The organism is Mesorhizobium sp. LSHC412B00 (assembly GCF_000503035.1).
Lineage (GTDB): Bacteria > Pseudomonadota > Alphaproteobacteria > Rhizobiales > Rhizobiaceae > Mesorhizobium.
Genome location: NZ_AYWB01000003.1, coordinates 34,340 through 53,008, shown reverse-complemented (window position 1 = coordinate 53,008; position 18,669 = coordinate 34,340). Strand labels below are relative to the sequence as shown.

At 64.0% G+C, this 18,669-nt stretch carries 19 protein-coding genes; 4 read left to right on the top strand and 15 right to left on the bottom strand.

The window, feature by feature from the left end; all coding sequences use genetic code 11:
- Positions 1-46 precede the first annotated feature (46 nt).
- From X757_RS157790 to X757_RS157820, 7 genes are all read right to left on the bottom strand, one after another.
- The gene (locus X757_RS157790) at positions 47-628 is read right to left on the bottom strand and encodes an NAD(P)H-dependent oxidoreductase (RefSeq protein WP_023685237.1); all 582 of its coding nucleotides are present in this window, start codon (positions 626-628) and stop codon (positions 47-49) included.
- Entirely contained in the window at positions 628-1,209 is a 582-nt protein-coding gene (locus tag X757_RS157795; RefSeq protein WP_023685236.1) for an NAD(P)H-dependent oxidoreductase, read from the bottom strand. Before X757_RS157795 ends, X757_RS157790 begins: the two co-directional genes overlap by 1 nt.
- A 283-nt stretch (positions 1,210-1,492) precedes the next feature.
- Positions 1,493-2,896: an FAD-binding oxidoreductase gene (locus tag X757_RS157800; protein ID WP_031251149.1), complete on the bottom strand. Its 1,404-nt coding sequence runs from the start codon at positions 2,894-2,896 to the stop codon at positions 1,493-1,495.
- On the bottom strand, positions 2,896-4,197 hold the full coding sequence (locus X757_RS157805) for a cytosine deaminase (protein WP_023685234.1): 1,302 nt from the start codon (positions 4,195-4,197) through the stop codon (positions 2,896-2,898). The genes X757_RS157800 and X757_RS157805 overlap by 1 nt, the downstream gene beginning before the upstream one ends.
- Before the next feature lie 194 nt (positions 4,198-4,391).
- Positions 4,392-5,243, bottom strand: a complete 852-nt coding sequence (locus X757_RS157810) for an ABC transporter permease (RefSeq protein ID WP_023670772.1) — start codon at positions 5,241-5,243, stop codon at positions 4,392-4,394.
- Complete coding sequence (locus X757_RS157815; RefSeq protein ID WP_023685233.1) at positions 5,230-6,054, bottom strand: ABC transporter ATP-binding protein; 825 nt, start codon at positions 6,052-6,054, stop codon at positions 5,230-5,232. The genes X757_RS157810 and X757_RS157815 overlap by 14 nt, the downstream gene beginning before the upstream one ends.
- Positions 6,055-6,056: 2 nt before the next feature.
- Positions 6,057-7,061: an ABC transporter substrate-binding protein gene (locus X757_RS157820; protein ID WP_023670774.1), complete on the bottom strand. Its 1,005-nt coding sequence runs from the start codon at positions 7,059-7,061 to the stop codon at positions 6,057-6,059.
- 255 nt (positions 7,062-7,316) lie between these two features.
- Here X757_RS157820 and X757_RS157825 point away from each other — a divergent pair, with 255 nt between their 5' ends.
- Both X757_RS157825 and X757_RS157830 read left to right on the top strand, forming a co-directional pair.
- Positions 7,317-7,700: a RidA family protein gene (locus X757_RS157825; protein WP_023670775.1), complete on the top strand. Its 384-nt coding sequence runs from the start codon at positions 7,317-7,319 to the stop codon at positions 7,698-7,700.
- A 53-nt stretch (positions 7,701-7,753) separates the two neighbouring features.
- A complete protein-coding gene (locus X757_RS157830) occupies positions 7,754-8,557 on the top strand; it encodes a creatininase family protein (RefSeq protein ID WP_023685232.1) in 804 nt (267 codons plus the stop codon).
- Between the two features lie 9 nt (positions 8,558-8,566).
- Here X757_RS157830 and X757_RS157835 read toward each other — a convergent pair whose 3' ends face one another.
- Together X757_RS157835 and cobD are read right to left on the bottom strand one after the other, a co-directional pair.
- The gene (locus X757_RS157835; RefSeq protein WP_023685231.1) at positions 8,567-9,076 is read right to left on the bottom strand and encodes a tyrosine phosphatase family protein; all 510 of its coding nucleotides are present in this window, start codon (positions 9,074-9,076) and stop codon (positions 8,567-8,569) included.
- The gene (gene cobD, locus X757_RS157840; protein ID WP_023685230.1) at positions 9,073-10,128 is read right to left on the bottom strand and encodes a threonine-phosphate decarboxylase CobD; all 1,056 of its coding nucleotides are present in this window, start codon (positions 10,126-10,128) and stop codon (positions 9,073-9,075) included. The genes X757_RS157835 and cobD overlap by 4 nt, the downstream gene beginning before the upstream one ends.
- Here cobD and cbiB point away from each other — a divergent pair.
- A complete protein-coding gene (gene cbiB / locus X757_RS157845; RefSeq protein WP_023725581.1) occupies positions 10,127-11,104 on the top strand; it encodes an adenosylcobinamide-phosphate synthase CbiB in 978 nt (325 codons plus the stop codon). The genes cobD and cbiB overlap by 2 nt on opposite strands.
- A 138-nt stretch (positions 11,105-11,242) precedes the next feature.
- Here cbiB and X757_RS157850 read toward each other — a convergent pair whose 3' ends face one another.
- Positions 11,243-12,133, bottom strand: coding sequence for a LysR family transcriptional regulator (locus X757_RS157850; RefSeq protein ID WP_023725580.1), 891 nt, complete (start codon positions 12,131-12,133; stop codon positions 11,243-11,245).
- Between the two features lie 96 nt (positions 12,134-12,229).
- Here X757_RS157850 and X757_RS157855 point away from each other — a divergent pair, with 96 nt between their 5' ends.
- Positions 12,230-13,225 carry an aldo/keto reductase gene (locus X757_RS157855; RefSeq protein WP_023725579.1) on the top strand — a complete coding sequence of 332 codons (996 nt, stop codon included), beginning with the start codon at positions 12,230-12,232 and terminating at the stop codon, positions 13,223-13,225.
- Positions 13,226-13,292: 67 nt separating this feature from the next.
- Here X757_RS157855 and X757_RS157860 read toward each other — a convergent pair whose 3' ends face one another.
- The 5 genes from X757_RS157860 to rplT form a co-directional block, all read right to left on the bottom strand.
- Positions 13,293-13,895, bottom strand: coding sequence for a nucleotidyltransferase family protein (locus X757_RS157860; RefSeq protein ID WP_023725578.1), 603 nt, complete (start codon positions 13,893-13,895; stop codon positions 13,293-13,295).
- Positions 13,896-14,055: 160 nt separating this feature from the next.
- The gene (gene pheT / locus X757_RS157865) at positions 14,056-16,464 is read right to left on the bottom strand and encodes a phenylalanine--tRNA ligase subunit beta (RefSeq protein ID WP_023725577.1); all 2,409 of its coding nucleotides are present in this window, start codon (positions 16,462-16,464) and stop codon (positions 14,056-14,058) included.
- 2 nt (positions 16,465-16,466) lie between these two features.
- Positions 16,467-16,913: a GFA family protein gene (locus tag X757_RS157870; protein ID WP_023681387.1), complete on the bottom strand. Its 447-nt coding sequence runs from the start codon at positions 16,911-16,913 to the stop codon at positions 16,467-16,469.
- Positions 16,910-17,962: a phenylalanine--tRNA ligase subunit alpha gene (pheS, locus tag X757_RS157875; protein ID WP_032891898.1), complete on the bottom strand. Its 1,053-nt coding sequence runs from the start codon at positions 17,960-17,962 to the stop codon at positions 16,910-16,912. The genes X757_RS157870 and pheS overlap by 4 nt, the downstream gene beginning before the upstream one ends.
- Positions 17,963-18,258: 296 nt before the next feature.
- Positions 18,259-18,660 carry a 50S ribosomal protein L20 gene (rplT, locus tag X757_RS157880; RefSeq protein ID WP_023672281.1) on the bottom strand — a complete coding sequence of 134 codons (402 nt, stop codon included), beginning with the start codon at positions 18,658-18,660 and terminating at the stop codon, positions 18,259-18,261.
- Between the last annotated feature and the right edge of the window lie 9 nt (positions 18,661-18,669).

The window sequence follows — 18,669 nt, the reverse complement described above, 5'->3', positions numbered from 1 at the left end:
GGGGAGGGTCGGCNGACCCTCCCCACAAGGGGGAGGGTGAAGAAGCTCAAAACCGCTCCAGCTTCGCCCGCACCTTCACCAGAAACGCCGCCCTCGTCCTTGGCGTCGAGGCGTCCATCAGGTAGTGCGCCAGGAAAAACGTCCGGCAGCGACGGGCGCACAGCGCGCGCATACCGCGCAGCAAGGTCTTGCGGCCGGGCTGGCCGACGACGACGCTCCACCAGGTCGGCGCGCCGCAGGGGGTGATGACGCCGACCCTGGTGACATGTGTCATCAGCGACATGATGCGCCCCTTGCCCAGCTTGAAGGCGACATCGGTCGCCCAGACCCGGTCGAGCCAGCCCTTCAGCATGGCCGGCAGCCCGTACCACCAGGTCGGATAGATGAACAGGATCGCCTCAGCCCAGGCGAGATGCTCGAAATGCGGTTTTAGGGCCGGATCCTCCGGCGCCCGCTCATTGTAGGCGCGCCGCTCCTCGCTACCCATCACCGGGTCGAATTTTTCGGCATAGAGGTCGAGCAGCCGTACCTCCCAACCCCGCGCCTTCAGCACGTCGACGGCGGTATCTCTGATCGCGGCGCAAAAACTTTCGGGCACCGGATGGCAATAGACCACCAGCACGCGCATCAGAAGGTATCCATCCCGGCCGCGACCTTGGCCATGAAGGCTGCCCGCGTCTCGTCGGTCGACAGGTTCATCGAATAATGAGCGAGGTAGGACACCGAGGCGCCGGGCCTGATCGTCGCGCGCAGCATCCGCTTGACCAGCCGGCGCGGCGGATCGCCCATCAGCATGGCGCGGAACCGGCTGCCGCCATAGGTGGTGACGGCGGTCAGCTTGCGGATGTTGTGGAGCGAAGGCTGCGCCTTGCCGTCGACCAATTTGAACGACACGCCGGGCAGAAACACGCGGTCGAAAAAGCCTTTCAGGATAGCCGGAAAGCCGTAGTTCCAGACGGGATATGACAGCACCAGCGCCTCGGCCTTGAGCAGCCGCTCGACATAGGGCGCGGCCGGGTCCGCAGGGCTGCGTTGGTTGTGATAATCCAGCCTCTCCCCGCGCGTCAGCCTGGGGTCGAAATCCTCGGCATAGAGATCGCAATCGTCGACCTCATGGCCGGCCGCCGTCAGCCGCTCGACGATCGTGCGGTGCAGGCTGGCATTGAAGCTGGTCTCCACCGGGTGTGCGTAAAGGACGAGGACTTTCATGGGAAATTGCTGGGGTCGGCGCGAGGCACCCCCCTCTGCCCTGCCGGGCATCTCCCCCTCAAGGGGGGAGATCGGACTGCCGCATCGCTTTCACTAATTGTCAGCGTGTCAGATTGGCTGCGGCGTTCAGGCTGCCAATCTCCCCCCTTGCGGGGGGTGAGAAGTGGTCGGGGAAGCCGATGGGAAGCCAATTGCTTGGCTTTCCAAACAACGAACGCCCGAAGCGGCAGCGTAGGGCCTGTGCCGGCAGGACAGAGGGGGGTGCTCAAGCTCAAACCTCTGCTCATTCTGCTTTCTGCAAACCCTTGAACAAAAAAGTCCGGCCGGAGCGATAGTCGTAATCCGGATTTTCCCAGGCGATCATCTTGCCGGGATTGAGCAGGCCTTGCGGATCGGTCTCGCGCTTGAAGGCGAGCTGGATTTCATCCGTCTGCTTCATGCCGCCCTCTTCCAGCGTGTAGCGGTGCGGGTTGAAGATCGGGCAGCCATTCTCCTCATGCAGCCGGATGATTTCGTTGAGCCGCGCCTCGGTGGTGAATTTCACCAGCGGCAGGCCGAAGCAGGTGATGTTGCCGTCGAGGCGCACGAATTCGAGATGCGAAAAGACCTCGTTCGGAAACATCGCGTCCATCTTCTCCACCAGCGCCAGCTGGTTGGGAAACGGATAGAGCGATTGCAGATAGGTGATCGCGGGATCGACCCGCAGTGCCCTGAGCGTGGTGTGGTTCCACGCCAGCTCGAAGCCCGGCGGCAGGCCCTTCTTCTCTTCGTCCGTTGCCGTCGCGGCATTGAAGATGACCTCGCCGCCGGCGCGGCGGGTGAAGGCGAGGAATGCGTCTAGCCCATGCCGGGCAACCATGACGACGCAGATGCTTTGCCCGTCCCGGAAGAACTTCTGGTGTCGCTTGAAATAGAGCTGCGGCACCGGCGCGGCGATCGGCGTGATCAGCTTGGTCAGGATGCCGTCCTGGCGTGCCAGCGCGTTGCCGTAGCGGGCTGCCGGCATGAAAGCGTCGAAGCCGACGATCACGTCGATCCATTCATAGGCTGCAGTCAGCGGCATCTCGACCTCGGTGATGATGCCGTTGGTGCCATAGGCGTGCGTGACTTTGTGCAAATCCTCGCCGGTGAGTTCGAGCGCCTTCGGTTCGGTTTCCATGGTGACGACGCGCAGCCGCAGCACATTGCCGAAATCACGCAGACCGCCGAAATTGATCGAGCCGACGCCGCCCGAGCCGCCAGCGATGAAGCCGCCGATCGAGGCGGTGTTGTAGGTCGACGGCGACAGCCGCAGTTCCTGCCCGGAATGCGCGCGCGTCGCTCTGTCGATGTCGGCGAGGATCGCGCCCGGCCCGGTGACGACGCGGCCCGGCGCTATGGCCTTGATCTCGTTCATCTCGGCAAGGTTCAAAACCACGCCGCCCGATAGCGGCATCGCCTGACCGTAATTGCCGGTGCCGCTGCCGCGCGGCGTCACCGGAACGCCATGACGGTGGCAAGCGGCAAGCACGCGGATCAGTTCGGCCTCGTTCCTGGGCGTCACGATCAGGTCGCCGGTGACGTGGTCGAGCTGCTGCTTCAGCACCGGGCTGTACCAGTAGAAGTCGCGGCTCTTCTGCTGGATGATGGCCGGATTGTCGTCGAGCTTTATCCCGTCGAGATCGCGTTTGAGCTCCGAAACATCCATCATTCCACCATCAGTCCGTCGAGCTCGGCGTAATCGGGCAATTGTCTGTCGATCGCTCGTCCCGCGCGCACGACGATGCGATCCGATTCGGGCCGCGAGAGCAATTCCGTCCAGCTCCGCCCTTTGAAGACGATGAAATCGGCGCTGCCACCGGCTGCCAGTGTCCCGACACCGTCGAGCCGCATCACCTTGGCCGGCGTCGCCGCCACCGTCTGCGGCCAGTCGCCGACCGGATGGTCGAAATGCAGGATGCGCGTCGCCATGCGGTAGACCTCCAGCATGTCGAGATCGCCATAGGCATAGAAAGGATCGCGGGTGTTGTCGGAGGCGACCGCGACCGCAATGCCCCTCGCCTTCATCTCGTGCAGCAAGGTCACGCCGCGCCAGCGTGGCGTGGTCTGGTCGGCGCGCCGGTCCTGCAGATAGAGATTGCACATCGGCAGCGACACCACGGCAAGTTTGGCCTTGGCGACCTTGTCCAGCGTGTCGAGCACGTCGAGGTCCGGCTGGCGCGCCAGCGAGCAGCAATGTCCCACCAGGATGTTGCCCTCAAAACCGTTCCAGAGTGCGGCCTCGGCAATCTTCTTCAGCGAGATCGCCGCGATATCGTCGGTCTCGTCGGCGTGGAAATCGAGATCGAGCCCGTGCTTGTTCGCCTCGGCGAACACCTTGTCGAGAAGCTCTTCGAGATCCGGCACCATATAGGTGACGACGCCGAGCACGCCCTTGGCCGCAGCCACACGCTTGGCCAGCCTCTCGAACCACTTTCTGTCGCGCACGCCTTCGATGCCGAGCAGGCAGGCTGCCTGCAATTCGATGCGGCCGCGCCATTTCTCCCGCATCGCCTCGAACACCGGCCAGGAGATTTCCTCCTGTGGCGGCACGCTGTCGAGATGAGTGCGCAAGGCCTTGGTGCCGTGCGCGTAGGCCGAGCGCAAAGAGAAATCCATGCGCCGCGCCACGTCCTCGGCGCTCCAGCGCGCTGCACGGTCGGCGCTGGTGGCATTGAGCGCGCCCATGAAACTGCCGTCGGGATTGGGTTTGCGCGGCCAGATATGGCCCTTGTCGATGTGGGTGTGGCAATCGACGAAGCACGGCAGGATGATGCGGCCGGCAAGGTCGATGGCGGTGGCTGGCGCTTTTGATTTCTTGTGCGCGGCGATGCTGGAGAGCTTACCGTCGGCGACGGCGATGTCGGCCAGCGCGAAGCCGTCAGTATCGTAAGTGGTGGCAAGACCTGATGTCAGCGACCGGTGAAGGCGGACGTTGGTGAGATGGTACGAGCCAGAGGTCGGTATCAAGGACCGCCCCCCTCTGCCCTGCCGGGCATCTCCCCCTCAAGGGGGGAGATTGGCAGCTTTGCCGGCAGCACCCGTCTTCCAACGTCGATAATTGGCGAAATCCCGGATGACGTCCAATCTCCACTCTTGAGGGGGAGATGGCCGGCAGGCCAGAGGGGGGTGCTTCGCGCCAACGTCTCGCTCACCTCGTCACCCTACCGCTCCTGCTTCAGCGCGCTCTCGTGCCAGCGGCGCAGGATGAGATGCGACACCAGCGACAGCACCAGGAAGATCAATATGCCGGTGAGCGAGATCAGGATCAGCGCCGCGAAAAGCCTTGGCGCGTTGAGGCGGTAGCCGGCCTCGATGATGCGCGAGGCGAGCCCTGAGGATTGTCCCTGCGCGCCGGCGACGAACTCGGCCACCACGGCGCCGATCAGCGACAGACCGCCGGCGATCTTCAAGCCTCCTAGAAAATACGGCATGGCCGCCGGCAGTCTGAGATAGCGCAATTGCTGCCAGCGCGTCGCGCCGTTGAGCTTGAACATGTCGCGAAGATTGCGGTCGACCGAATTGAGGCCGAGCGTGGTGTTGGACAGGATCGGGAAGAACGCGACGATCCAGGCGCAAAGCAAAAGCTTCACCGTCTGGTTGTCCACATAGATGTTGATGAGCGGGAAGACCGCCACGATCGGTGTTACCTGCAGCACGATGGCGAAGGGAAAGAACGACATCTCCACCCATTTCGATTGCGCAAACAGCACCGCCAGTCCGACGCCGCCGACGACCGCGAGCAGCAGGCTGAGAAAGGTTATGCGCAACGTGACCAGCAGCGCGGAGAACAGGAGCCCGGCATCGCTATAGAGCGTCCACAGCACCACGCCGGGGCGCGGCAGAATATATTGCGGGATCGCGTTCCACACGCAAATGCGGTCCCACAGCCAGATCGCCAGGATCATGATCGCCAAAGGCAAGACCCACCGGCCGATCCGCTCCAGCCGCTCCTGGCGTACGCGGCCCGCCTCTTCCGCGTCGAGCGTTGCGGCATTCTGGTCAATGGCCGTCATGGTGCGGTCCGGCTGATGTGTTGATGGCGTTGACCAGGATGTCCGAGGCCTGGCGGCAGAGCGCGGCATAATCGGGCGAAGTGCGGAAAACCTCGTCTCGCGGATAGGAGGCGTCGATGGCAAGCTCGGCATGGACGCGGCCCGGCCGCGCCGCCATGACGACGACGCGGTTGGACAGGAACACGCTTTCGAAGACGCTGTGGGTGACGAAGACGACGGTGAAGCGCTCGTCCTGCCACAGCTCCAGAAGGTCGTTGTTGAGCTTGAAGCGGGTGATCTCGTCGAGTGCGGCGAACGGCTCGTCCATCAGCAGAATGCGCGGCTTCGTCACCATGGCGCGTGCGATCGAGACGCGCATCTTCATCCCGCCGGAAAGCTCGCGCGGCACGGCGTTCTCGAAGCCGGTCAGGTGCACCCGCTCCAGCATCTCCGTCACCGCCGGCGCCGCCTTGGCGCGCGACACGCCTTTCAGCCTGAGCGGCAGCCAGACATTGTCGAATACATTGGCCCAGGGCAGCAGCGTCGGTTCTTGGAAGACGAAGCCGATATTGGCGCGGTCGATCGAACCGCCCCAGTCGAGCTGACCGGATGTCGGCGTCGACAGGCCCGCGATCAGCCTCAACGCCGTTGACTTGCCGCAGCCGGACGGCCCGAGAAGGCTGACAAAATCGCCCTCGCGGATGGCGAGATCGACGTCGCTCAATGCAGTCACGCCATTGGAAAACACCTTGCCGACATGGCGCAGCGTCAGCAGCATCGGGCCTTCACCCGATGCCGTCATGGGCGCCTGCGCCATCTTTTCCAGCTTCACGACTACTTCTTCAGCTCGATCCCGACACCTTTGTTGATGAAGGCCAGCGTGTAGGCCTTCTTGATATCGATGCCCTCGGGCGTGACCTTGGCCTTGACCATCTTGTCATAGAAGCTCTTGATCCGGTCTTCGTTCATGGCGCCGATGCCGAGCTTTTCGGTGTCGCCGGAATCGGCCAGGCCGAACTTCTTCATCTGCTCGATCGAGAAGGCAATCTGCTCGTCGCTCATGTCGGGGTTGTCTTTCTTGATCATCTCGTTGGCGGCCTTGTTGTCGCCGTAGAGGTAGTTGTACCAGCCCTTGGCCGAGCCATCGACGAAGCACTGGACCACCTCCGGCCGCTTGTCGATCGTGTCCTGCATCACCTCGATCGTCGTCGAATAGGTGTCCCAGCCATAGTCGGCGAGCAGGAACTGGTTGGGCACGAAGCCGCCTTCCTTCTTGACCGCAAAAGGCTCCGAGGTGACGTAACCCTGCTGGATCGACTTCTTGTTGGCCAGGAATGGAGCGGTGTTGTAGGTGTACGGCACGCGCTTGGCGGCATCGAAACCGAGTTCGATGACCATCCACTGGAAGAAGGTCTGGACGCCCTCGTCGCCGAGAATGTACTGGTCGGCGTTCTTCAAATCCTCCCACTTGTCCAGCCCCTGCCCCGGGTGGGACATGATGACTTGAGGGTCCTTCTGGAAATCGGCTGCGACGACGCGCATCGGGATGCCCTGCTGGACGGCGTCGAAGGCCGACAGCAGATTGCCGCCCATGTAGAAATCGAGCTTGCCGGCCAGCAGCAGCGGCCGCCCGCTGACCTGCGGACCTCCCTGCGAAATCGTCACGTCGAGGCCACATGCAGCGTAGGTGCCGTCGGCGACGGCCTGGTAGTAGCCGCCATGCTCGGGCTCGGCCAGCCAGTTGGTGCCGAAGGTGACCTTCTCGTTTGCTGCCGCGCCGAACGTGCCGGCTCCAAGCAGCGCGACCGCAAGCGCTGAAATCTTCTGTTTTCCGTACATCGACACCACCCTTTGTTGGCTCCGGAGCGTCACGCGCCGGGCTCGACACCATTGATCCAAGAAGCAAGACACATGCCACCGCCCGGGCCGCCTGCTTGCGCGGCAGTCACTGCCAACACCGGACGGGTCATGCTGTGCGGGAGGCATCGTGCCTATTTTTTGGACGCCTGTCCACAATCGCCCTCGTGCCATGCACCACATCTTGAACGTACTATCGGTCACGTCTTAGGCTGGTCTCGCAGACAGGAGATTGCCATGTTCAGATACCTCGCGCCGAAGTCGATCAAGCCGCCTTTCGCCCGCTATAGCCACGGCGTCGAGGTGCCGCCAGGCAAGCGGCTGGTTCTGTGCTCCGGTCAGGTCGCCATCACGGCGGACGACCAGATCCCCGAGGATGCCGGCGCGCAGGCCGAGCTCTGCTTTCAAAACATAGCGGCGATTCTGGCTGAAGCCGGGCTGGGGCTAGGCGACATCGTGCGCATAAACGCCTACGTCACCGACCGCGCCTTTCTGCGGCCCTATATGGACGTCCGCGACCGCTTGTTTGCCAGCCCCGCGCCCGCCTCGACGCTGATGATCGTGTCAGGCTTTGCGCGGCCGGAGTTCAAGGTCGAGGTCGAGGCGATTGCGGCTGGGTGATCGACAGGCGACGTTTGGCGCGCTAGGTCTCCCTCACAGTCAAGAGGCATGACATGACCGTTGCAAACAGACGCGTTTGGTGGGGCGACTACCGGACCACCGAATACGCCGCGATCGATCCGGAGGCGACGATTGCCGTGCTGCCGGTGGCGGCGATCGAGCAGCACGGCCCGCATCTGCCTGTATCAACCGATACCTCGATCATGAACGGCATGCTGGAGACGGTCATCGCCCGCCTGCCCGGCGATCTCGACATCCGCATCCTGCCGGTCCAAACGGTCGGCAAGTCGAACGAGCATCTGCAGGCGCCGGGCACGCTCACCCTGCCGGCGGCCACCCTGGTCGATGCCTGGACCGAGCTTGGCCTGTCCGTTGCCCGCGCAGGCGTAAGGAAACTGATCGTCGTCAACTCGCATGGCGGCAATGAAGAGATCATGGGCATCGTCGCGCGCGAGCTGCGCGTGCGTGAGAGGATGCTGGCGGTGAAGACCAGCTGGCAGCGCTTCGGCCGCCCCGCCGGCATGTACACCGAGCTGGAAGACCGCCATGGCATCCATGGCGGCGACGTCGAGACCTCGTTGATGCTGCATTTTCGCCCGGAGTTAGTCGACATGGCCAAGGCCGACAATTTCGCCTCCAAGGTCGCCCGCGCCGAAACCGAATTTGCGCTGCTGCGCCACACCGGAACGCACGCTTTCGCCTGGATCGCTGGGGATCTCAACCCCAACGGCGTGGTCGGCGATGCCAGCATTGCCGCGGCCGAGAAAGGCCGACTGACGGCGGAGCATCAGGCCGACGGCTTCATCACCCTGTTGAAGGATGTGCGCAAGGCGAAGCTTGCCGACTGGCTGGCATAGCGGGCCGCCTTAGCCGTCGATCTTCAACACGAAAGGCGTACCCTCAAAAGCATCGGCGCCGCGTCCGATCGCCTCGATCGCTTCGATCATGCGGCCTTGTCGTGAGAGAAGAGCATCCGCGACGGCGATCAACCGTGGATTGGGTGTCGCCGAGGGCGAAAGCTTCCGCAATGTCTGCGCAAGTTCGACTTCGTCGCGCTTCGGGGCGAGCGCCGCCGCAATGATATAGGCCGAGGCGGTCGAGCGGCTGATGCCGGCATAGCAATGGACGACCATGGGTTTGGCGCGGTCCCATTTCCGGGCGAAATCGAGCAGATTGCGCACATGGCCTTCGCCGGGCATGGTCATGCCGTCCTGCGCCACCGCGATGTCGTGCATGACCAGATGCAGGTGGTTCTCCCTCGATATCGAGGCCGGCCGCGTCACCTCGGTGCCGGCAGCGAGCAGCGACAGCACGCGCTCGGCGCCGCTTTTGGCCACCGTCTCCTCAAGCTTTGCCAGCGAACAGATATGGATCATGGCGCGATCTCCTTCGACCCATCGTCGCGCCGTGCGCGCCAGTCGGCAAGCGCCGATTCGAGCCGCTGCCATTCCTCCTGACGTCCAGGCAGCCCCGCGCGGAGCACCTGGGGACGCTCGAAAAAATGCCTGAGCAATATGCCGCGCTCGCCGAGCGTCGAAAACAGCCCCGGTGCATCGGCAAGCCGGAGATAGCGAAACAGCGTCGTGCCGCCGGCGACAGCAACGCCAAAGCGCGAAAGCAGCGCATCGAGCCGCGCCGCATCCTGCGCCAGCCGCCGCCGCATGTCGGCCTGCCAGCCGCTGTCGGCAAGCGCGCGGATGCCGTATTCGAGCGCTGGGCCGGCGACCGCCCAAGGGCCGAATTGCGTTTCAAGCCTTTCGACCGTCACCGCACCGGAAAGTGCGAAGCCGAGCCGCAGGCCGGCGAGACCGAAGAATTTGCCAAACGAGCGCAGCACGACGATGCCGCCCCGCCCGACATCGCCGGCCAGGCTTTCCGCGTGCGGGCCGACATCCATGAAGGCTTCGTCGACGACCAGCAGACCGCCTATGGCGCGCAATGTCTCGGCAAGCCGAAGCAGCCTTTCCCGCGACACGACTCGCCCGTCGGGATTGTTGGGATTGACGACGATGGCAATTTCGGCTCCGGCAAGCGCCTCGAAATCGTCGACCTCCGCCACCGCATGGCCGGCAATCGCGGCGGCCCTGGCATGCTCGGCATAGGTCGGCCCGAGCACCAGCGCCTTGCCGGGGCTGACCAGCGAGGCGACGCGCGGCAGCAGGATCTGCGTGCCCGGGGCGACCGCCACATTCTCGTCCGAAGGCGCGCCATAGGCGCCGGCCGCGACCCTGGCCAGCTCACGCAGGCGCGCGGCTTCCGGCAATCGTGACAGGGCGGTGGCGGGCAGCTCGAAAAGCGGGTAGGAGTGCGGATTGATACCTGTCGAGAGATCGACGAAAGGTTGTGGCGCGTGAGGGAAGAGCGCCCTCGCCCGGCCAAGGGATCCACCGTGATCCACCACAGTAATCGCTCCATCAGAAAGCTTCATGTCGATCCTGATCGCTTTCCTGTCGCTGGCCATCGAACGCATCCTGGGTTACCCGGACTGGCTGTTCCGTGCCGTCGGCCATCCCGTCACCTGGTTCGGCAGGCTGATAGCCTTTCTCGACCTCAGGCTCAACCGCGACACTGATTCCGACGCGCTGCGTCGCCGCCGCGGCGTGCAGGCGCTGCTGGTGATCGTGCTGGTGCCGGCGGCAATCGCCTTCATCGTGCAAATCCTGCTCTGGCAGCTCTTTCCTGCCGGCATGATCATCACGGCAATCCTGGCCTCGTCGCTGCTGTCGCAAAAGAGCCTTACCGAACATGTCGAGGCGGTGGCCGATTCGCTGGATACCGGCGGGCTGGCGCTCGGCCGCATTGCGGTTGCGCGCATCGTCGGCCGCGACCCAGAGAAGCTCGACCATGCCGGCGTCAGCCGCGCCGCCATCGAAAGCCTGGCCGAGAATTTCTCCGACGGCATCGTTGCGCCCGCCTTCTGGACAGGTGTCTGCGGTCTGGCCGGCGGCGTGGCCTACAAGGCCGCCAACACCGCCGATTCGATGATCGGCCACCGCACCCCGCACCACGAGGCCTTCGGCCGCGCGGCAGCACTCTTCGACGACTGGATCAACCTGCCGGCGTCCCGGCTGACCGCGTTGCTGATCGTTGCCGCCGCCTTTCTCGTTGACGGCGCCGATCCCCGCAACGCCTGGCAAGCAGTGCGGCGCGACGCCAAAAAGCACCGCTCGCCCAATGCCGGCTGGCCGGAAGCGGCAATGGCCGGCGCACTCGGCCTGGCGCTCGCCGGCCCGCGCAGCTATGGCGGCGTCATCATCGAGGACGCCTATATGGGCGAAGGCGGTAGGCGCGCGGCGGAAAGCCAGGACATCAGGCAGGCGCTGAAATTGTACCAGGTGGCGGACTATCTGCTGATTGGGCTGTTCGGGTTGCTGTCGGCGGTGCTTATCGCGGTGACGTTCTGAGAGCTTACCGTCGCCTTCCTTTACCCTCCCCCTTGTGGGGAGGGTCGGCGCGAAGCGACGGGGTGGGGGGTAGCGCCCTACGAAGACCCCCACCCCGATCCGCTACGCGGATCGACCCTCCCCACAAGGGGGAGGTGGCTAAGCACCGGCCTTGAAGAAATCCACAAACGCCCGCAGCGCCGGGCGCATCTGGCGGCGGCTGGGGTAGTAGACGAAGAAACCGTCGAAGGGCGGACACCAGTCTTCCAGCACGCGGATCAAGCGACCGTCGGCGAGCGGCGCGCGCACATAATCGTCGAAGACGAAGGCGAGCCCAGCGCCGTCGACCGCCGCCTGGGCGATCAGATGGTCTTCGTCGAGGATCAGCGGCCCTTGCGCCGCGATCTCGATCTCTTCGCCATCCTTCTCGAATTCCCAGCGGTAAAGAATGCCGCTGGAAAAACGGAAGCGGATGCAGCGGTGGTCGGCAAGATCGCGCGGATGGCGGGGTCTTGGCATGGTCGCGAAATAGGATGGCGCGCCGACCACGGCGCCGCGAAGGTCCGGTCCGATGCGCACCGCGATCATGTCGCGCTGCAGGCTCTCACCGAGCCGCACGCCGGCATCGAAGCCGCCTTCGACGACGTCGGTGAAGCGATCCTCGATGACGATTTCCAGCACGATGTCAGGATAGGCCGCGGCAAAGCCGCCGAGCCTGGGCGTCAATGCCAGGTGGGCCGCGGTGCGCGGCACGGTCAGCCGCAGGTTCCCGGCCGGCCGGTCGCGCGCCTCGATCGCCGTTTCCAGCGCCAGATCGATCTCGGACAGCGCCGGCCGCAGCCGTTCGAGCAGCTGCGCGCCCTCCTCCGTTGGTGCCACGCTGCGGGTGCTGCGCGCCAAAAGCCGCACGCCGAGCCGCGCCTCCAGGCTGGACACGGCATGGCTAACTGCCGAGGGCGCGATGGCCAGTTCGCGCGCCGCGCCGCGAAAACTACCGCATTGGGCGACTGTTGCCAGTACAGCGAGTTGAGAAAGATGCGCTCGGTTCATTGCTCTATTTTATAGAACAGCCCGTGCGAATGACAGCCAATTATCGAACGTAAAGCCAGGCGCTATCTCTGTTTCATCGCAACAAGGAGATGCGCCATGAAAACCCGCAAACTTGGTACTGAACTCGAAGTCTTCCCCGTCGGCCTCGGCTGCATGGGCATGAGCTTCGCATATGGCGGTCAGGCCGAGGCGGATGCAATCGCCACGCTGCGCCGCGCTGTCGAGATCGGCGTGACGTTTTTCGACACCGCCGAAGTCTATGGTCCCTTTGAGAACGAGATCCTTCTCGGCAAGGCGTTGAAGCCGGTGCGCGACAGGGTGACGATCGCCACCAAATTCGGCTTCAAGATTTCCGAGGAAGGCTCAGGCCTCGAACGCATGGTCGGCGTCGATAGCCGCCCGGAGCACGTCAAGGCGGTGGCCGAAGCCTCGCTGAAGCGGCTCGATACCGATGTTATCGACCTCTACTACCAGCACCGCGTCGATCCCGACGTGCCGATAGAGGACACGGTCGGTGCCATGGCCGAGCTGGTGCGCGATGGCAAGGTGCGGGCGCTGGGCCTGTCGGAGGTCAGTGCCGCCACCATCCGCCGGGCGCACGCCGTGCATCCGATCGCTGCCGTGCAGAGTGAGTACTCGCTTTGGAGCCGCGACCCCGAAGACGAAGTGTTCGATGTCTGCCGCGAACTCGGCATCGGCTTCGTCCCCTACAGCCCGCTCGGTCGCGGCCTGCTCACCGGCACCATCGCCAAGCCCGAGGCCCTCAGCGACGACGATTGGCGCCGCACCTTGCCGCGTTTCCAAGCCGACGCCATGGCGGCAAACGCCAAGGTCATTGCGACGCTGGAAAAGCTGGCGGTGGAAAAAGGCGTCACATCGGCGCAGCTGGCGCTGGCTTGGGTGCTGCACCAGGGCGACTTCATCGTGCCGATCCCCGGCGCAAGAAAGATACGCCATCTCGAGCAGAACACGGCGGCGGTCGGGATCGAGCTGAGCGCGGCCGAGGTCGCGGCGATTGGAGATGCGCTGTCGCCGGACAAGGTGGTTGGCAAGCGCTATACGGAGGAACTGTTGGCGCTGGTGAATGGGTGAGTGCCTTTACCCTCCCCCTTGTGGGGAGGGTCGATNCCGACCCTCCCCACAAGGGGGAGGGTAAGTCTTACCAAGGCACCACCGTAATCTCCGGCCAGCACGCCTTCGCCCTCGCCCCCTTGGCCTCATGCGTGCGCCTGTTATCCATCAGCCGGTTGGGCGTGATGCGAAACGCGAAGAGGTCATCCAGCCCGAACGGCGCCACGACCTCAAGCTGCCCGTCGGCATCGTATCGCACCCCGACCGCATGCGTCTTCGAGGCGAAATAGCTCACCGACTCGCTGGAGCTCGTATAGCGCGGGCAGGGCTGGCCGAATTTCTGCGGATACCACAGATGCACCCGTGCCTGGTTGCGCACCTCGGCCGGCAGAGCCAGCCCCTCGAAATGCTGCGCGGCCCGGCGGATGACCGCGTCCTCGGCCTCGTAGGACAGGTCGCTGTCATCGAAGTAGAAGAGATCGACATCCTTGATGCCGTAGCCCGGCGGCTTGCCGGTCAGGTGGTTCCAGACGCTGTTGTAGAGCGCACCGGACACCACCAGCCAGTCCGGCAACGCCAGCGTCCGTGCCCGCTCCAGCGCGTCGCTGACGAGCGCATCCGCCAACACCATGGCGAGAAACGCTTCGCGCTGGGCTTCGAACGGCAGACCGGAATAGCGCAGATGGTCCATCGCCCTTTGGAGAGCGATTCGCAACTGCCGGCAATCCTCAGAAGCAATTCCAGGAAAAGTGTGTAGCGGTTTTCCCAGGAAAGCGCGCCGCGCTTTCCCTAAGACGCGCTTTCCCTAAGAATTGCCTGAAGTCGAAATACGTAGGGCGGCGTTAGCCGCTCTACGTTCTCAGCATGCCGCCCGTTTGCTTGCCGACATTGTCGACGATGCGCTTGGCCAGCGCCTCGAAATCCTCGTCGGTGAGCGTCTTTTCAACCGGCTGGATAGATACTTCGATGGCAATCGACTTCTTGGCGGTCCCGAGAGATGCCCCCTCGAACACATCGAACACCGAAACGCCGGTGACCAGCTTCTTGTCGGCGGCGAGCGCCGCGCGCACCAGCGCGCCGGCCTCCACCGTCTTGTCGACGACGAAAGCAAAGTCGCGCTTCACCGCCTGGAAGGCGGACAGCTCCAGCTTTGGCTTGGTTTTCGTCGGCTTGGCCTTCGGCTCGGGCACGGCGTCGATATAGACCTCGAAACCGCAGATCGGTCCGGAAACGTCCAACCCCTCCAGCGTCTTCGGGTGGAACTCGCCGAAGGTGCCGAGCACTGTCTTCGGGCCGAGCTTGATCGTGCCGGAGCGGCCGGGATGATACCAGGCCGGACCGCCTGGCTCGATCTGCAGCCTGTCGACCGGCGCGCCGCAGGCTTCCAGCGCTGCAATCGCGTCGGCTTTGGCGTCGAACACGCCGACCGGACCGGAATTGCCGGCCCAACTGCGGCCGGAACCGTCGAGCTTGGCGGTGCCGCGGCGCACACCGGCGGCAACGCGCCGCTGCTGGTCGGGGCCGTCGCCCTCATAGCTACCGGAGACCTCGAACAGCGCGACATCGCCGATCCCCTTGTCGGCATTGCGCTGCGCGGCGACGATCAGGCCGGGCAACAACGAGGGCCGCATGTCGGACATGTCGGCTGCAATGGGATTGGCGAGCTTCAGCGCCGTCTGGCCGCCGCCGAACAGTTCGGCGTGTTTGGCCGGGATGAACGACCAGGTGAGAACCTCCAGCATGCCCCGCACGGCGAGCGAGCGCTTGGCAGTGCGGGTGCGAACCTGCACCGTCGTCAGTATCTTGGAGTTGACCGCGTCATGCGCGCCGAGCGGCTGCGGCGCGATGTTGTCGACGCCGTGGATGCGCATCACTTCCTCGACCAGGTCGGCCTTGCCGTCGACGTCAGGACGCCAGGACGGCACAGCGACATCGACGACGTCGCCCGAGCCTGACGGCTTGAAGCCGAGGCGGGTCAGGATGTCGAGGCTTTCCGCCTTCGGCACCTCGATGCCGGTCAGCCGCTTCACTTCCGAGATCGGGAAGGAAACGATCTTCGGCTTGTAGCCGGCATAGCCGACCACCTCCGTCTCGGTCGGCTCTCCGCCGCAGAACTCCAGCACCAGCTTTGTCGCCAGCTCGACGCCGGGCACCATGAATTCCGGGTCGACGCCACGCTCGAAACGGTAACGGGCATCGGTGATGATGCCGAGCGTACGGCCGGTGCGGGCCGTGGTGATCGGATCCCAAAGAGCGGATTCGATCAGCACGTCCGTGGTGTTCTCGTCACAGCCGGAATGCTCGCCGCCCATGACACCGGCGATCGATTCGACGCCATTGTCGTCGGCGATCACGCACATCTGCGGCGTCAGCGTGTATTCGCGCCCGTCGAGCGCCAGCACCTTCTCGCCGTCGCGTGCGCGGCGCACGACGAGATTGCCGGCGACCTTCTTGGCATCGAACACATGCAGCGGCCGGCCACGGTCGAAGGTGACGTAGTTGGTGATGTCGACCAGCGCGCTGATCGGGCGCAAGCCGATGGCGATCAGCCTTTGCTGCAGCCATTTCGGCGACGGCCCGTTCTTCACGCCTTTCACCAGGCGCAGCGCGAAACCGGGGCAGAGCTCCGGCGCCTCGATGGTCACCTTGACCGGCGTTTCACCTTTGCCAAGGACCGCTTCGACCGGCGCGGTCTTGAGCCGGCCAAGCCCGCTTGCCGCCAGGTCCCGGGCGACGCCGTAAATGCTGGTCGCATCCGGCCGGTTCGGCGTCAGATTGATCTCGATCACCGGATCGTCGAGATGCGCGTAAGCCGCGAAGCTGGTGCCGACAGGCGCATCGGCCGGCAGGTCGATAATGCCATTGTGCTCATCCGACAGCTCCAGCTCGCGCTCGGAACACATCATGCCATGGCTCTCGACGCCGCGGATCTTGCCGACGGTCAGCGTCACGTCGATACCGGGCACATAGGCGCCGGGCGCGGCGAAGGCGCCGATCAGGCCGGCGCGGGCATTCGGCGCACCGCACACCACCTGGACAGGGGCTGCGCCATTGCCGGTGTCGACGGTCAGCACCCGCAGCCGGTCGGCGTCGGGATGCTGCACCGCCGTCAGCACCTTGGCGATGACGAACGGCTTCAGGCCGGCCTTGTCGTCGACATGCTCGACTTCGAGGCCGATCGAGGTCAGCCTCTCGACGATCTCGTCGAGCGTGGCGTCGGTGTCGAGATGATCCTTGAGCCAGGAAAGGGTGAGTTTCATCACTATGTTCCGTTTTGTCTGTACCCGCCCGGACCTTGTCCATCGGGTCTGGGCACGCTTGTCTTCAAATGGCGCGGCAAGTCGTCGGGCATATGCACGAAGGGCAGCTGCTCGCGCACATAGGCATGGTGCGTCGGCCGGAAATAGGCCGGCATGTCCATGGCGCCCAGCATGAAATAGATGTGGTCTTCCAGCCGCTCGTCGACATAGGCGATAGGCGAGCCGCAAATGCCGCAGAACGAGCGTGTAACCGGGCCGTTCTCGTACATCTTCAGTGCCTTGCCGGTGAAAGCCACCTGCTCGGTAAGGAAGCCGACAAAGGCCGACACCGGCGCGCCGCTGGCGCGCCGGCAATCGCCGCAATGGCAATAGCTGACATGGTGCGGTTCGACCGAGGCCTCGAACCGTACCGCGCCGCAGCGGCAGCCACCGGCGTGCGGCGCCGTCATGCGGAAAGACCTCCGAACAGCGTCGGCATGTCGAGCGGCCGGAAACCGTAATGCGACAGCCAGCGGACATCGGCGTCGAAGAAGGCGCGCAGGTCCGGCATGCCGTATTTCAGCATGGCGATGCGGTCGATTCCCATGCCCCAGGCAAAGCCCTGATATTCGTCGGGATCGAGCCCGCCGGCGCGCAGCACATTGGGGTGGACCATGCCGCAGCCGAGGATCTCCATCCAGTCGGAGCCTTCGCCGAAGCGCACTTCGCCGGGCCGCGAGCGGTCGCATTGGATGTCGACCTCGAGGCTTGGCTCGGTGAACGGGAAGAACGACGGCCGGAAGCGCATCTTGACCTGCGGCACCTCGAAGAAAGCCTTGCAGAATTCTTCCAGCACCCACTTCATGTTGGCGACATTGGCCGATTTGTCGATCACCAGCCCCTCGACCTGATGGAACATCGGCGAGTGGGTAGCGTCGGAATCCTGCCGGTAGGTCTTGCCGGGAATGACGATGCGGATCGGCGGCTTCTGCTTCTCCATGGTGCGGATCTGTACCGGCGAGGTGTGCGTGCGCAACAGCTTGCGCTCGCCCTTTTCGTCCGGCTGGAAAAAGAAGGTATCGTGCATCTCGCGCGCCGGATGCCCTTCGGGGAAATTCAGCGCGGTGAAATTGTAATAGTCGCTCTCGACATCGGGACCTTCTGCGATGGCAAAGCCGAGATCGCCGAAGATCGCCGCGATCTCGTCGATGACCTGGCTGATCGGATGGATGCGGCCGCGCTCGGCCGGCGATTGCCGCACCGGCAGCGTCACGTCGACCGTCTCGGCGGCAAGGCGCGCCGTGACCGCCACATCCTTCAGCTCGGCCTTGCGTGTCGTCAGCGCTTCGGTGACGCGGTTCTTCAGGCCGTTGATCGCGGGGCCCTTGACCTGGCGCTCCTCGGCGCTCATCGCGCCCAGTGTCTTCAGCAATTCCGAGATCGACCCCTTTTTGCCGAGAGCCGCGACGCGCACGGCTTCGATAGCAGCCTCATCGGCGGCCGACGCGACGTCGGCCATCAGGGAGTTTTCGAGAGTATCCAAGCCGGTAGCTATGTCGTTCACGGTCAAACTCGCTGTGTTGGGAGTCAACTTTGAGGTGAAAGTCACTTTCAAGTTGAAAGTTCAGCCATAAGAAAAACCCGCGCCAGCCGTGCCAGCGCGGGTTCCCCAATCAGAATTGCGAATGCTGGGAAGCGCTGGGCTCGGAGGCCGATCCCGAAAAGTTGCAGACTTTTCGGAAAGATCGCGCTCCTCGCTAAATTTCCCTGAGCATGATGTTGTCCAAAAAGTCAGCAACTTTTTGGCATCATGCTCTAGGCGACAGCGCTTTCAAAAGCATTCGGGGTGGTGTTCTTCAGATATTCGAGCGCGACCTTGGCCTTGGCCACGAGTGCGGCGAACGCCTGCGGTTCATGGATGGCCATGTCGGACAGGATCTTGCGATCGATCTCGATACCGGACTTGTTGAGGCCGTCGATGAAGCGGCCATAGGTCAGGCCATGCTCGTGCGTCGCGGCGTTGATGCGCTGGATCCACAGCGCGCGGAACGAGCGCTTGCGGTTCTTGCGGTCGCGATACGCATACTGCATCGACTTTTCGACCGCCTGCTTGGCGATGCGAATGGTGTTCTTGCGGCGGCCGTAGAAGCCTTTCGCGGCTTTCAGGACCTTCTTGTGCTTGGCGTGCGAGGTGACGCCTCTTTTTACGCGTGCCATGTCATGATC

Excerpts from the sequence above, each read along its gene's own strand:
- X757_RS157850 (WP_023725580.1), bottom strand. The coding sequence starts at position 12,133 with ATGAACCGAGCGCATCTTTCTCAACTCGCTGTACTGGCAACAGTCGCC.
- X757_RS157820 (WP_023670774.1), bottom strand. The coding sequence starts at position 7,061 with ATGTACGGAAAACAGAAGATTTCAGCGCTTGCGGTCGCGCTGCTTGGA.
- X757_RS157800 (WP_031251149.1), bottom strand. The coding sequence starts at position 2,896 with ATGGATGTTTCGGAGCTCAAACGCGATCTCGACGGGATAAAGCTCGAC.
- X757_RS157825 (WP_023670775.1), top strand. The coding sequence starts at position 7,317 with ATGTTCAGATACCTCGCGCCGAAGTCGATCAAGCCGCCTTTCGCCCGC.
- X757_RS157810 (WP_023670772.1), bottom strand. The coding sequence starts at position 5,243 with ATGACGGCCATTGACCAGAATGCCGCAACGCTCGACGCGGAAGAGGCG.
- X757_RS157795 (WP_023685236.1), bottom strand. The coding sequence starts at position 1,209 with ATGAAAGTCCTCGTCCTTTACGCACACCCGGTGGAGACCAGCTTCAAT.
- cbiB (WP_023725581.1), top strand. The coding sequence starts at position 10,127 with ATGTCGATCCTGATCGCTTTCCTGTCGCTGGCCATCGAACGCATCCTG.
- X757_RS157790 (WP_023685237.1), bottom strand. The coding sequence starts at position 628 with ATGCGCGTGCTGGTGGTCTATTGCCATCCGGTGCCCGAAAGTTTTTGC.
- X757_RS157830 (WP_023685232.1), top strand. The coding sequence starts at position 7,754 with ATGACCGTTGCAAACAGACGCGTTTGGTGGGGCGACTACCGGACCACC.
- X757_RS157835 (WP_023685231.1), bottom strand. The coding sequence starts at position 9,076 with ATGATCCATATCTGTTCGCTGGCAAAGCTTGAGGAGACGGTGGCCAAA.
- X757_RS157855 (WP_023725579.1), top strand. The coding sequence starts at position 12,230 with ATGAAAACCCGCAAACTTGGTACTGAACTCGAAGTCTTCCCCGTCGGC.
- X757_RS157860 (WP_023725578.1), bottom strand. The coding sequence starts at position 13,895 with ATGGACCATCTGCGCTATTCCGGTCTGCCGTTCGAAGCCCAGCGCGAA.
- pheT (WP_023725577.1), bottom strand. The coding sequence starts at position 16,464 with ATGAAACTCACCCTTTCCTGGCTCAAGGATCATCTCGACACCGACGCC.
- pheS (WP_032891898.1), bottom strand. The coding sequence starts at position 17,962 with ATGGCCGACGTCGCGTCGGCCGCCGATGAGGCTGCTATCGAAGCCGTG.
- cobD (WP_023685230.1), bottom strand. The coding sequence starts at position 10,128 with ATGAAGCTTTCTGATGGAGCGATTACTGTGGTGGATCACGGTGGATCC.
- X757_RS157870 (WP_023681387.1), bottom strand. The coding sequence starts at position 16,913 with ATGACGGCGCCGCACGCCGGTGGCTGCCGCTGCGGCGCGGTACGGTTC.
- rplT (WP_023672281.1), bottom strand. The coding sequence starts at position 18,660 with ATGGCACGCGTAAAAAGAGGCGTCACCTCGCACGCCAAGCACAAGAAG.